This is a genomic window from Mycobacterium sp. DL (genome assembly GCF_039729195.1).
GTDB lineage: Bacteria > Actinomycetota > Actinomycetes > Mycobacteriales > Mycobacteriaceae > Mycobacterium > Mycobacterium hippocampi_A.
In genome coordinates, this window is record NZ_CP155796.1 from 3,701,239 (window position 1) to 3,715,015 (window position 13,777).

Annotated in this window: 5 protein-coding genes; all 5 read right to left on the reverse strand. The window is 69.5% G+C overall.

Features of this window, described 5'->3' with window-relative positions:
• Nucleotides 1–9: 9 nt before the first annotated feature.
• From ABDC78_RS17625 to ABDC78_RS17645, 5 genes are read right to left on the reverse strand one after another with little or no spacing between them, the layout of a single operon-like run.
• Nucleotides 10–5,247 carry a non-ribosomal peptide synthetase gene (locus tag ABDC78_RS17625; RefSeq protein WP_178359867.1) on the reverse strand — a complete coding sequence of 1,746 codons (5,238 nt, stop codon included), beginning with the start codon at nt 5,245–5,247 and terminating at the stop codon, nt 10–12.
• Nucleotides 5,240–8,209 (reverse strand): mycobactin polyketide synthase MbtD, encoded by a 2,970-nt coding sequence (gene mbtD, locus ABDC78_RS17630; RefSeq protein WP_178359866.1) that lies wholly within the window; start codon nt 8,207–8,209, stop codon nt 5,240–5,242. The genes ABDC78_RS17625 and mbtD overlap by 8 nt, the downstream gene beginning before the upstream one ends.
• Nucleotides 8,209–9,522, reverse strand: coding sequence for a polyketide synthase (locus ABDC78_RS17635; RefSeq protein WP_178359865.1), 1,314 nt, complete (start codon nt 9,520–9,522; stop codon nt 8,209–8,211). Before ABDC78_RS17635 ends, mbtD begins: the two co-directional genes overlap by 1 nt.
• Complete coding sequence (locus ABDC78_RS17640; RefSeq protein ID WP_178359864.1) at nt 9,519–10,262, reverse strand: thioesterase; 744 nt, start codon at nt 10,260–10,262, stop codon at nt 9,519–9,521. The genes ABDC78_RS17635 and ABDC78_RS17640 overlap by 4 nt, the downstream gene beginning before the upstream one ends.
• On the reverse strand, nt 10,259–13,741 hold the full coding sequence (locus ABDC78_RS17645; protein ID WP_178359863.1) for a non-ribosomal peptide synthetase: 3,483 nt from the start codon (nt 13,739–13,741) through the stop codon (nt 10,259–10,261). Before ABDC78_RS17645 ends, ABDC78_RS17640 begins: the two co-directional genes overlap by 4 nt.
• Nucleotides 13,742–13,777 lie beyond the last annotated feature (36 nt).

The following is a 13,777-nucleotide window of genomic DNA, read 5'->3' on the forward strand; positions in this document are numbered from 1 at the left end:
TGTGGACCTTCATCCGATGCCGTCCCGGGAGGTACTCCACGTCGCGGTCAGCTCGACCAGTTCGTCTTCGGACAGTCCCGAAGCCGACATCGGCGCATGGTGCACGTCCTCGGACTCCCCCACCGCCGTCGAAGCGTCCATCGCTCCGGCGAGTTCGGCGACCCCGGGATGCTCGAAGACCATCCGCGCGGTCAGGTCCAACCCGGCGTCACGCGCCCTGGCCGCCAACTGCACCGCAAGCACACTGTCGCCGCCGAGGCCGAAGAAGTCGTCGTGTCGACCCACGTCCTCGGCATCGAGCAGGTCGGCGAGCAGACCCGCCAGGGCGCGCTCGGTGTCGGTGTGCGGGGCTTCCCACTCCGGTTCTGCCACAACGTGTATCGCCTCGCCGGCTCCGTCCGCCACGACGGCACCGACGATCTCCAGGCGGCCGTCGTCGTCCCAGCGCGCCCGGTCGGCGGTGCGGTACAGCCGGGCACCGGGTTGATCGCTGAACGGATCGGCCACCAGCCGTGCCGCCGGGTCCTCGGATCGACGCCACTGTGCACCCGAGAACGGACCGCCGGCAAGGTGGAGGTCGCCGAGAACGCCCACCGGAACCGGGGCCAGATCGCCGTCGAGCACATACACCTGGGTCGGACCGGCAGCTGTGCTCCACTCCCCCAGGATCCGTCGCTTCTCGTCGGCTCCGAAGATCTCGAGCTCGCGCAGCGTGAGGTCGGGGTTCTCGGCGAATGCCGCCACGCCGCGGACCAGCCAGCCGGCGAGCCGCTCCACCGTGCGCCGGGTGTACAACTCGGGTCGGTAGATCAGATGACCCCGGTATCCGCCCCCGTCGGCTGCGTCGCCGGCGAGGAAGTTCAGTGACAGGTCGGCCTGGGCGATGTCGAATGTCGGTTCCAGAGCCGTGAACTCGGTATCGGCATCGATCATCTGGCGCTGCGGCAGCTGTTCGCGGACGTGCACGACGACCTGGAACAGTGGATTGTGCGACAGCGAGCGCGGCGGATTGACCGCCTCGACGATCTGCTCGAAGGGCAGATCCTGGTTCGAGTATGCCGACAGCGCCATGTCGCGGGCCCGCCGCAGCACCTCGCGCAGCGTCGGGTTGCCGCTCAGATCGTTGCGCAGGACCACAAAATTGACGAAGAAGCCCACCAGCTGTTCGAGCTCGGACTCCGACCGGCCGGCGACCGGGGTCCCAAGCGGGACGTCGGCACCGCCGCCGGCCTTGTAGAGCACCACCGCCACGGCGGCCTGCAGCAGCATGAACTCGGTGATGCCCAGCTCGCGGCACAGCGCCGCCAGCGTGTCCCTGGTGGCGCCGTCGATGCGGAACTCCACCGCATCACCTTTGCCGCTCGGCAACCGCGGGCGGGCGAAGTCCAGCGGCAGACCCGCCTCGACGGGCACGCCCTCGAGCTGACGGCTCCAGAATTCGCGTTGCGGCCCGACGATTCCGGCGTCGTCGCTCAGCAGGCTCGCCTGCCAGGCGCCGTAGTCGGTGTACTGCACGGGCAGCGGCGCCCAGGTCGGGCGCTGCCCGCTCTTCCTGGCGCGGTACGCGGTGACCAGGTCGGCGAACAGCACACCGCCGGACCAGTGGTCACCGGCGATGTGGTGGATCACCAGCGACAGCACATGCTCGTCGCCAGATTTGACGGCTCCGCCGTCGGTGACACTCAGGACTGCCGCGCGGATCGGCCAGTCCCGTTCCAGATCGAACGCGTGCTTGCGCTCCCTGTCCAGCTCCGCCTGAAGCCAGGCCTCGCTGTCGCCGCGGGCCCGCCGCACCACGATGTCGGCGGGTGGGTTGACGATCTGGTAAGCGGTGCCGTCGATCTCGCGGTATGTGGTGCGCAGGATCGCGTGCCGGTCGACGACGTCGCGGATGGCGGCGGTGAATGCGTCGGCATCACACGGACCCGACAGGCGCGCGGCGAACGGGATGTTGCTGATCGGGGTCGGCCCCTCGATCCGGTAGCCGAACCACGACCGGAGCTGAGACGACGACAGCGGAGCCGGACCGTCCTGGGACATCGCGACAAGCCTCGGCCGCGCCGTACCGGCCTCGCCGGCGGCCAGCTCGTCGAGGTGGGTGGCCAGCCGGGCAACAGTGCCGAGCTCGAAGATGTCGCGCACCCCCACGTCGACCCCGAACCGGGAACGCAGCTCGGCGACGAGCTTGGTGGCCAGCAGCGAATGTCCACCGAGGTCGAAGAACGAGTCGTCGGCGCCGACCGAGTCACGGCCGAGCAGGTCGGCGAACACGTCGGCGAGCTGCCGCTCGGTGCCGGCGGCCGGGTCCCGGAACTCGGTGATCGCGGAGATCTCGGGTTCCGGCAGTGCGGCCCGGTCGATCTTGCCGTGCGCGGTGATCGGGATCTCCTGCACGACAACGTAACCGGCCGGTGTCATGTATTCGGGCAGTGCAGCTGCCACCCGGGCGCGCACCCGCTCGACGTCGACGACCTCACCGTCGGCGGGCGTCAGATAACCCACCAGGCTCCTGCCGAGGTTGGGTAGATCGCTGACCACCACCACGGCCTGCCCGACGCTGGGGTCGACCGTGATCGCCGCGGCGACGTCGCCCAGCTCGATGCGGAAGCCGCGGATCTTGACCTGTTCGTCGGCACGTCCGACGAACTCGACGTCCCCGTCGGCGTTGCGGCGGGCGAGGTCACCCGAGCGGTACATCCTGGCGCCTGGGTTGAACGGGTCGGCGATGAAGCGCTCCGCGGTCAGCCCCGGTCTGCGGTGGTAGCCGTTGGCGACATGCGTTCCGCCGATGTAGATCTCGCCGATCGACCCGACCGGTACCGGGCGCAGCGCATCGTCGAGCAGATGCAGCTGGGTGTTGATCTTGGGCTTGCCGATCGGCACGATCCGGGTACCCTGCCGTCCCTCGACCTTGAACCGCGAGGCGTTGATGATCGTCTCCGTGGGCCCGTAGAAGTTGTGCAGCAGCGCATCGAACGTGGCGTGGAACTTGTCGGCCACCTCGCCGGGCAGCGCCTCACCGCCGATCGGCACCCGCTGCAGTGTCCGCCACTGGTTCACGCCGGGCAGCGACAGGAACAGACCCAGCAGCGACGGCACGAAGTGCATCGCGGTGATGCCCTCGTCGCGCAGCAGATCGGTGAGATACCCGATGTCGCGCAGACCATCCGGTCGATGGATCACCAGCCGGGCCCCGCAGGCCAGGGTGCCGAACACCTCGGCGATGGAGACGTCGAAGCTCGGGGAGGCGACCTGCAGCAGCCGGTCGGTCACGTCCACCTGGTAGTCGCCCTTGAACCACACGAAGTACTCGGCGACGGGCCGGTGCGGCACCGGTACCCCCTTGGGCAGGCCGGTGGAGCCCGAGGTGTAGATCAGATAGGCGGTGTTCTGCGGGCGCACCGGGCGAACCCGCTCCGCATCGGTGGGGTCATCACTGCGGTATCCGTCGAGTCCCGCCACCGCCTCGCGCACAACCAGTTTGGCGTCGCAGTCCCCCAGGATGAAGTCGAGTCGGTCCTGCGGGTAGGTCGGGTCGATCGGTAGGTAGACCGCACCGGCCTTGAGCACGCCCAGGGCGGTGACGACCAGCTCGGGTGACTTGTCGAGAAGCACGCCGACCCGGTCCTCGGCCCCGATGCCCTGGCCGATCAGCCAGTGCGCGACGCGGTTGGCCTCTTCGTTGACCTCCCGGTAGGAGTAGTGGCGACCTTCGTACACCATCGCGGTGGTGTCGGGTGTCCGGGCGACCTGTGTCTCGATCAGGTCGGTGATCGTCGCCGGCGGGGTGCGGAACTCCTCACCGTAGGAGACCTCGTGCAGCCAGTCGATGTCCTCGGCGCTCATCAACTCCAGCTGGCTCAGGGTGTCGCCGGGATGGCCAAGTGCACTGTCCAGCAGCGTGGCGAAGTGGTCGACGAGCTGCCTGGCGAGCTTCGGTTCGATGATCTCCACCAGGTATTCGAGCTCGACGAGGATCCCCGCGGCGTCGAACTCGATCATCACACCGAGTGGCAGGTGGGTCAGATGTGCGCGCAGCTCGGCGCGTTCGCAGGTGACCCCGGGTGGTGTGAAACCGAACCGGTCGCGTCCCCGGAACCCGAAACTGACCCGCGTCATCCGCTCGGCGCCGTGGCGACGGTCGGGGTTGAGCTCACGCACCATCCGGTCCAGACCGATCCGCTGGTGTGCGAACGCACCGACAGCGGTCTCGGCCGTCTCGGCCAGGAACTCGCGGAACGTCACGCCCGGCCGCGGCTTCAGGCGCATCGCCACCGTGTTGCCGAAGTAGCCGATCGCATCTTCGGCATCCGCAGGGCGATTCAACACCGGTGTCGCGACGAGGAAGTCGTCGACGTGGCTGTAGCGGTGCACCAACGCGCCGAACACGGCCAGCAACAGCGCGTAGGGGGTGGCGCCCGCGTCGGCGGCCATCGCGGTCACTCTTTCCGCGACGTCCGCACCCAGCCGCAGCGTGGTGCGCTGCGATCGCCAGCTCGTCGGGACTGCGGACCCCGTCGGGCCGGGCAGTTCGAGCGGCTCCGGCGGGTCGACCATGACGGCACGCCAGTAGGCCATGTCCGCTTCGTCGGAGCCCGCACCGTCGTCGGCGCGATTCGGGGACGGCGCCAGCTGCGCCCCCGTGTAGGCGCGCGTCAGATCGGCGAAGAACACCTCCCAGGATCCGTCGTCCCAGGCGATGTGATGTGCGACCAGCAACATCACCAGTTCCGCTGCGCCGGTGCGGATCACGGTGATACGCAGCGGTGAGTCGACTCCCAGATCGAAGGGCGCGGCGAACTCTCGCTGGGCCAGCACCTCGAGCCGCAGCTGCCTGGCGCGTTCGGACAGCTCCGACAGGTCGTGCTCCGACCACCCGGGTTGCAGGTCTGCGTGAAGCACCGGGACCGGGATGCCGGTGTCGCGGCCGGATTCGCCGACCTCGGTCCGATAGGTGGTGCGAAGCACGCTGTGGCGCTGGGAGACTGCGTTGACGGCATCGCGCAGCCGGGTCACGTCGACCTCACCGGCGATCCGGTAGGACAGGCAGACGTTGAGCAGGGCACCGCTGGGATCGGCGGCGTGCACGAACCACATGCGCAGCTGACCCTCCGACAGCGCCGGCCCGGCCGCATCGTCGGCCGCCGCATTCCCGTCGGCCGAACTCAGACCGCGCTCGTGCAGCCTGCGCCGCAGCAGTTCCAGCCGCTGCTCGTCGAGCCGTGCCCCGGTGTCGATGTCAGTCACGCGACGTATCCACTTTCTCTGAGAGCTCTGCGATCAGGTCGGTGCCCGTGATCCCGCCGAGCAGTCTCGCCAGCGGAACCGTTCGTCCTGTCAGGCGGGTGAGGCGCTTTCGCAGGTCCAGCGCAAGCAACGAGTCGACCCCGAGGTCGAACAGCGACGAGTCCAGATCGAGCATCGTCGAGTCGACGTCGAGCACGCTCGCCAGTTGGCTGCGCACGGCCTCCGGTGCGGTCATCGTCGTCGCCGCGACGGTGGTGTCACCAGAAGTGTCTGACCGTTCGGGTTCGGGGGTGCCGTAGAACAGTCGCAGCCGATCGGGATCGGCCGCCAGCACCAGCGGGTCCTTCGGGTAGTCGTGCAAGCCGGCCGCGACGGCCAGTGCGGGCTCCATCTGCCGCAGTCCGGTGCGCTCGACCCGCGCGATCTCGGCCTCGTCGACGATGCCGCCGCCCTCCCACAGACCCCACCGGATGGCTGTGCAGTTGCGCCCAAGAGCACGCAGTTGACCCGCCATCACGTCGAGCATCCGGTTGGCCGCCGCGTAGCCGGCCACACCCTTCCCGCCCCACACCCCGGTCACCGACGAGCACAACAGGATTCGCGCGTCGGCACGAATCGGCCATACGTGCATCAGGTGTTCGAGTCCGGCGAGCTTGGCCGCCGACATGTCGCGCAGCGATTGCCCGGTGGTGTTCTTCCTGTCGGCGAACGAGGCGGTTCCGGCGGCGTGGATGACCAACGTCGCCTCGCCGTCGGCGTGACCCGCGGCGGTGGCCGAGACCTGTTCGACGTCGGCGATGTCACATGGTGGCGCGACGATCACACCGTCGTGCCCGGCGCGCAGTTCCTCGAGCACCGCAGGTTCCACGCCGCGACGGCTCAGCAGCACGATCCGTCGGGCGCCATGTGCGGCGAACGTCCGCGCGAAGCTGAGCCCGATCGCGCCGGATCCACCGGTGATCACCACGTTGTCCAGCACCCCGGAGTCCAGCCGCCACGGCGGGGCCGCGGACGCGTCGTCACCGATCGCCCGCCGATAGACGGTGGCAGCGGTGTCCCCGCTGCGCACCGCCACTTCGCCCGCGTCGCCGAGCACCACGTTCACCGTCTCGGTGAGCGTTGCGTCCGACGTGTGAGGCGACGGCAGGTCGACATGATGGAAAGCCTGGTCGGGGAATTCGAAGCCGACACAGCGGTGCATCGCCGCCAACGCGGCCTGCGCGGGGTCGGCGACGGGGTCGGCGGCAAGGACCTGCTCGGCGCCCGCAGTCACCAGCCACACGTCCCGGCACGTGGCACCGACGCTGTCGACATAGTCCAGGAGCCCCGCGTCGATCCCCTCTGCCAACTCCCCGACGGCGGCGAGGGTGTCAGCGCCGGCGAGTGTGGCTGCCACCACGACGACGACGTCGGCATCACCTGCGGTGGTGAGCACCGCACCGCGGTGAGCGTCGACGGCACCACGGAGCCGCGCGGCGAGCGGCCCCTCGGGTCCGAGGTCGAGCACTGCCACCGACCGAACGCCTTCGGCCGATCGGGAGCGCGACGGCTGCGGGCGCCACTCCTCGCTGGTGACGGTGACGCCGGGCGCGGGCGGAAGCGGTTCTGCTGTGGCCCAGAAGTGTTCGGTCCGCATCGGCGCACCGGGCAGGCCCCGCAGCGGTTCGTGAGAGGCGCCGAGCAGATCGGCCCAGCGGTATGCCGGATCCGCGACGGCGGCAGCCGTGATGTTCGCCGCGAGGTGGTCGATCAGCGGCTCGTCGCGGTGACCCGAGCCGATGAGGACGGCCGGCTCACTGCCGGCGTCGCCGTGGCGTTCCCTCGCGTCCTCGACGGCGAACAGCAACGACGGGTGCGCCGACATCTCCAGGAAAACCTCGGCGCCACAACCGATCGCGGCAGCGGCGGCCCGGTCGAAGCGGATGGTGTTGCGCAGGTTGGCATACCAGTATGCGCCGAACTCGGTGCCCGCCGGAACGACCGACCCGGTCGCCGACCCGATGAACTGCACTGCGGAGTCGGTGAACACCGAATTCGGCAGTCGGCGCAGCAGATCGGCGTGCTGCGGGTCCATCGCGCTGGTGTGCGCCGGAAAGCTCATCGCGAGTTCCCGGGCGAACAGGCCCTCGGCGGTGGCGGTGGCGACCACCTCGGTGATGGCATCCCGGTCCCCCGCAACCGCCACCGATTCCGCCGCGTTGACCGCCGAGAGCTCCAGCCAGCCCCCATTGGCGTTGATCATTTCGGCCGCCTGCGCGGGACCGACGCCGAGTACTGCAACGCCGTGGCGGCCGGGGATGCTCTCGATCGCGTGCGCCCGCGCGGCGAGCACCGCGACCGCGTCAGCAAGGGTGATGGCCTCGGCGACGTAGGCCGCTGCTACCTCGCCGAGGCTGTGACCGATCGTCAGGTCGGGCACGATTCCGCAGGAGCGCCAGACGGATGCCAACGCGACGGCGTGGACGAACTGGCCGCCCTGAAGCTCCAACTGCGACACCGTATTCGGGTCATTCGGGTCCAAAGCGATCGTCAGGAACGGCAGCGGTGATCGCAGTCCGGCGGCCAGAAACGCCGCCTCGAGATCGTCGGCCGCCGCCCGGTAGCCGGGCAGCAGACGGTAGGCCTCGGCGCCCATCCCCGGCCACTGACTGCCCTGTCCGGGAAAAACGAATGCGGTGCGGGAACCGGCCCGGCGTGCCGAACGCTCGACCAGCGGGTGCTGCTCCCCCCGCGCGACGGCGCGCAGGCCCGCAGCGAGTTCGTGCCGATCAGCGGCGCGCAGCACCACCCGATGGCGGCGCACCCGCCGGGTGGCGATCAGGTGCGCGGCGATCCGTCCGACATCGCCGCCCTCGCGATCGAGGTAGTCGGCCAGCGCTGCCGCATCGGCGGCGAGCAGGTCCTCGTCGTGTGCGCTCAGCAGCACCGGGATCCGGCCGTCGGGCAGTCGGGCGGCGGGCATCACGCGGCCCTGCCTTCCCGGTCGCCTTCAGGGACCGCAACCACGACATGGGTGTTCGTGCCGCTCATCCCGAACGCCGAGACCGCCCCGAGCCGTACCCCGTCGACCGCCGGCCACGGCGTCAACTTCTCCGCGAGTCGCAGACCCTGGGATTCCCAATCGATTTCGCGGCTGCGCTCGTCGACGTGCAGCGTTGCCGGCACCGCAGCGTGCTCGGCGGCCAGCAACACCTTCGCCAGTCCGAGCGCACCTGCGGCGGCCTGCGTGTGCCCGACGTTGGACTTGACCGACCCCAACAGCGGTCCCTGCCCGGCAGTGCCGGCCCCGTACGTCGCTGCCAGAGAGCTCAGTTCGGTGCGGTCGCCGAGGCGGGTACCCGTGCCGTGCCCCTCCACCATGCCCACGTCGTCGACGTCGAGGTCGGCGGTGGCGAGCGCGCGACGGAACAACCGGACCTGGGCGTCGTGGCTGGGCGCGGTCAGCCCGACCGACCGGCCGTCGGAGTTCGCGCAACTGGCCCGGACCTCGGCGAGGATGCGACGCCGGTCCCGTACGGCCGCCGATTTCCGCTGCAGGACGAACATTCCGGCCCCTTCGGCCCACACGGTGCCGCTCGCGTGGGCGCTGTAGGGGCGGCAATGCCCGTCGTCGGACAGGGCGTGCTGTTTGGAGAACTCCACGAAATACCCGGGTGATCCCATCACGCAGATCCCGCCGGCCAGGGCGAGGTCACAGTCCCCGGACCGCAGTGCCTGCACCGCGAGGTGCACCGCCGACAGCGCCGAGGAACACGACGTGTCCACCGTCATCGCCGGACCGGTGAGTCCCAGCGTGTAGGCGATGCGCCCGGAGATCACCCCCAACGACGTGCCGGTGATCAGATGCCCGCTGTGGTGCGAGAACTCGGCCATCGCGGGCCCGTAGCGCATATCCGACGCACCGACATAACAGCCGACGTCGTGCCCGGCGAGATCGTCGGGGTTGATGGCTGCGTCCTCCAGCGCGCGCCACGCAACCCGCAGCGCGACCCGCTGCTGGGGGTCCATGGCGACGGCCTCGCGTCGGGATATCCCGAAGAACTCGGGATCGAAGCTGCCCGCGCCGGCGAGGAAACCGCCGAGGTTGTGGATGCGTTTGAAGCCCTCCCGGCGCGAACCGTCGAGAAGGTCGCGGATCGACCAGTCGCGGTCGTCGGGGAACGGGGTCAGTGCCTCGCGCTGTTCGGCGAGCAGATCCCAGTAGTCGGCGGTGTTCTCCACCCCGCCGGGCGCCTCGACCGCCAAACCGACGATGACGATGGTGTCGTCGGTCACGTGCAGCTCACCAGCTCGGCGACCTCGACGAGATGGTCGTCGACGTAGAAGTGGCCGCCGTCGAACAACGTGACGGTGAATGCGGCGTCGGTGTGGGATTCCCACTGCCGCAGCAGGTCCACCTCCACCCGGTGGTCTGCACGACCGCCGACCGCGTGGATGTCGGCCTTGATCCGCACCCCTCGATCGCACGAGTACCGGTTGAATGCCCGGTAATCGGCACGAACCGCGGGCAGGAGCAGCTCCAGGAAGTCCTCGTCCTCGAGCAGACGCGCATCGGTGCCGCCCATTTCGACGATGTCGGCCAGCATCTCGCGGTCGGTGGTGGGCACCGGTCGGGACTCGGCGACGGTCGAGGGCGCCTGGCTCGCCGACGCCCACAGCTCGCGGACATCGATGCCCCGCCGCTGCGCCATCCGCGTGAACTCGAATCCCACGAGCGCGCCCATGCAGTGCCCGAACAACCTCAGTGGACCCAACCGCGCCCAGTCCGCAGCGGCGATCATCTCGGCGGCGAGATCGTCGACGGTCTCGGCAGCGGGGTGCGCCAGGCGTTCACCGCGCTGCGGATACTGGACGATGTAGGTGTCGACTCCGTTGGCCGACAGCGCCATCGCGAAAGTGCGGTAGGCGGCGGCAGCTCCGCCGGCGTGCGGGAAGATGATCGTCGCCGTTCCCTGCCGGCCGGGAAATCTCTTGATCCACGGTGTGAGCTCGATCTGATGCGCTTCGCCGATCATCGTCCAGGGGCCGAGTTGGTGTCGAGCGTGGAATCCAGCTCCGCGGCTACGTCGGCAGCATCCATCGCCGCGACCTCGAGGTAGAGCCGGGCCACTTCGGCCAATCTGCCACCATGCGGTTCGGCCGCCCCGAGTCGGGCGGCGAGCGCCGCGGCGCTGCGGGTGGCGAAGATGTCGGCGACCATCACCGTCGGGGTGTCCAGCCATGTCCGGATCCGGGCCACCGCCTGGGTGGCCAGCACCGAATCTCCCCCGATGGCGAAGAAGTCGTCGTCGGCGCCGACGTCGGCGCGCCCGAGAACCTCGCCGATGATTCCGGTCAGCGCGGCCTCCACCGGAGTGGCCGGGGCACGGTAGCCGACCCCGGTGAGCACGTCGGCGCCCTTCAAGCGTTCGGCGACCGCCGCACGGTCGATCTTGCCGCCCAGCGTGTACGGGATCCGGTCGGCGGACACGATGATCTGCGGAATCATGTGCGGCGGAACACGTTCGGCCATCGCTTCGGCGACGGCCTTCGGATCGGGTTCGGCCGCACCGGCGTCGGCACAGACGAGCGCAGCAAGGAGTTCGCTGCCACCGTCGGTGGCGACGACCGCAGCCACCGCGGAGTCGACACCCGGGGCGCGCCGCAGTGCGGCCTCGACCTCGCCGAGTTCGACGCGGTAACCGCTGATCTTGATCCGGTGGTCCGCCCGTCCGACGAACTCGATGAGCCCCTCGGGCCGGTACCGGACCAGGTCACCGGTGCGGTACCAGGTCCTGCCGTCGTGCTCGACAAAACGCTCGGCGGTCAGATCGGGACGGGCGCAGTAGCCGCGCGCGATTCCGCGGCCGCCGACCCACAGTTCACCGGGCACCCAGGTCGGACAATCCCGTCCGTCGGCGCCGACAACCCGGCAGACGTTGTTGGGCAACGGAATGCCCAGCGGCACCGACGTCCAGTCGTCGGCGAGGTCGTCGACCTCACAGATCGTGTTGTGGGTCGCCGTCTCGGTGGCGCCGCCGAGGCCGGCGAACCGGACCTGCGGCGCGCGCTTGCGCAGCGTGCGGACCATCTCGGGTCGCACCCAGTCTCCGCCGGTCGGAACCACCCGCACCGAGGACAGGTCGCCGTCGACCTCGAGCAGCATCTCCAGCCAGCCCGGCATGAAATGCAGCGCCGTGACGCGGTGGTGTTCGATCAACCGCGCCCAGGTGTCCGGGTCGCGGCGGTGCTGCTCGTCGACGACGACGATCGAGGCACCCGCACGCAGCGTGCCGAACACGTCGAGCACCGACAGGTCACACTCGAGAGTCGACAGCGCAAGACACCGATCCTCGGGTCCGATCTCGAAGTGCGCGTTGATGAACTCGACGGTGTTCATCGCGGCCGCGTGCGGCATCTCCACGCCCTTGGGCTCCCCGGTCGAGCCGGAGGTGAACAAGATGTAGGCCAGATCCTCGGGATCGACTGCGGCGGGGGTGAATCCGACATCCCGACCGCCCACCCGGATGGCTTCGCCGACGGTCAACCCGCAGCGGCCGGGGATCGGCTCGTCGCCGCAGGCCAGCACCATGCGGACCCGGGCGTTCTTCAGCATGCGATCGGCACGTTCGACGGGGTGGTCCACGCCGACGGGCACGTACACCGCGCCCGCGGCGGTGATCCCGAGCAGCGCGATGATCTGCTCGTGGTTCTTCGGCCCCATCACTGCGACGGCGTCACCGTGCCGCACGCCGGCAACGGTCAGCGCCGCAGCGACCGCCAGCACCTGCTCGCGCAGTTCGCCATAGCTCAGGACGCCGTCGGCGGTGTACACCGCGGGGGCGTCGGGATCGGCGGCGGCACAGCGGAAGAAGCCGTCGTGCAGCGCTTCGCCGCTCGGTGTCGTTTCGGCCGCGCCGAGGTGCCGCTGTTCACCGATGGCCACCGGTGGATCGATTGTGTCCCAGGCAGATTCATCGCGGGCGAGCCGTTCCAGCTCGGCGATGTGGTGGGCGAACATCGCGTCGGCGACACCCGGCCGGAACGCATCCTCCCGGACGTCCCAGTTGATCATCAGTCCTTCGGCGACCGGGGTCGCCTGCGCGTCGAGCAGCACCTGGGGCCCCTGCGAGATGGTCCACACCGGCCTGCCGAACTGTGCGGTGACCTCCCCGGCGAACAGGTCACCGAGGCCGAGGGCACTGGTGAACACGAACGGTGCCAGCACCGGCGTGCCGTGGTGGCGCGTCAGGTCGCGCAGCACCGACAACCCCGAGTAGCTGGAATGCCGGGCCGTGGTGTGCAGGGTCTGCTGCGCTTGGCGCGCACGCGAGATCGGTGTGTCGGCTTCGGTCAGATCGAGGTCGAGCATCAACGACGACGTGAAGTCCCCCACCAGTGCGTCGACGTCGGGGTGGAACTGTTCACGGCCGAACATGGGCAGGTTCAACAGGAATCGGCGGTTGGTCGACCAGCGCGCCAAGGTTCCCGCGTAGGACGCGGCCACCGCCATCGCGGGGGTGATGCCACGGCGGTGCGCCGCGGCGAACAGCGCATCCCGGGTCTGTACGTCGAAGATGTGCCAGCGACGTGTCCCGCGTCGGGGGTCGGCCTGCTCCGAGCGCGGCACCAGGGGCAGGGCGGGCCCCTCCGGCAATTGCGGAACACGCTCTGCCCACCACCGCCGGTCCTCGTCGGACTCGGCGTTCGTGGCGGTCAGCGCTGTCCGGTATTCGCGGTAGGAGTACCGCAGCGGCGGCAGGTCGCCGCCGCGGTAGAACACCGCGAGATCGGACATGAAGTTGCGATAGCTGACGGCGTCGGCGGCCTGCATGTCGAGGTCGACGTGCAGTCGGGTCCGGCCGTCGGGTAGCAGCGACAGCGACAGCTCCAACACCTCGCCGTCGAGCAGTTGATGCGACTTGGTGTCACGGATCTGCTCGATCCGTTCCTCTGCCGCTGCGACGTCGAGGTCACGTAGGTCGTAGACCTCGACCGGGAGTTCGCGGTCACCGATCCGCTGCGTGCCGTCTGGCAGGATCTCCACCCGCAGCATCGGGTGGCGGGCCGCCAACCGTGCGGCCGCGGCACGCAATCGCTCGGGATCGACTCCGGCGCCGTCGAATTCGACGTACAGATGAGCGGCGACACCGCCCAGTTGCTGGTCGTCGTTGCGGCCGACCCACAGGGCGTGCTGGATGGGCGCCAGGGGGAACGGTTGGCCGTCCTCAGTTGCGCCCGCACCGGTGGCCGACGGGTGGTCGTCATCGCCGGGTGTCGCGGCTTGTCCGGCGATCAGATCCGTCCACGCCTGTACGGTGGGGTTCGCGGCCAACGCGGCGAATCCGACGTCGATGCCCTGCCGGCGCCAACGTCCCGACAGCGACATCATCCTGATCGAGTCGAGGCCCGAGGCGATCAGGTCGGCCTGGGGATCCAGGTCCTCGGCACTGACACCGAGGAGTTCGGCGACCTCGTCGCGGACAGAATCCGCCCACGTCGTTGCTACACCCACCAGACCTCCTCGACTGCCTCCAGAATTAAGCGCAGG

Excerpts from the sequence above, each read along its gene's own strand:
- ABDC78_RS17640 (WP_178359864.1), bottom strand. The coding sequence starts at position 10,262 with ATGATCGGCGAAGCGCATCAGATCGAGCTCACACCGTGGATCAAGAGA.
- mbtD (WP_178359866.1), bottom strand. The coding sequence starts at position 8,209 with ATGCCCGCCGCCCGACTGCCCGACGGCCGGATCCCGGTGCTGCTGAGC.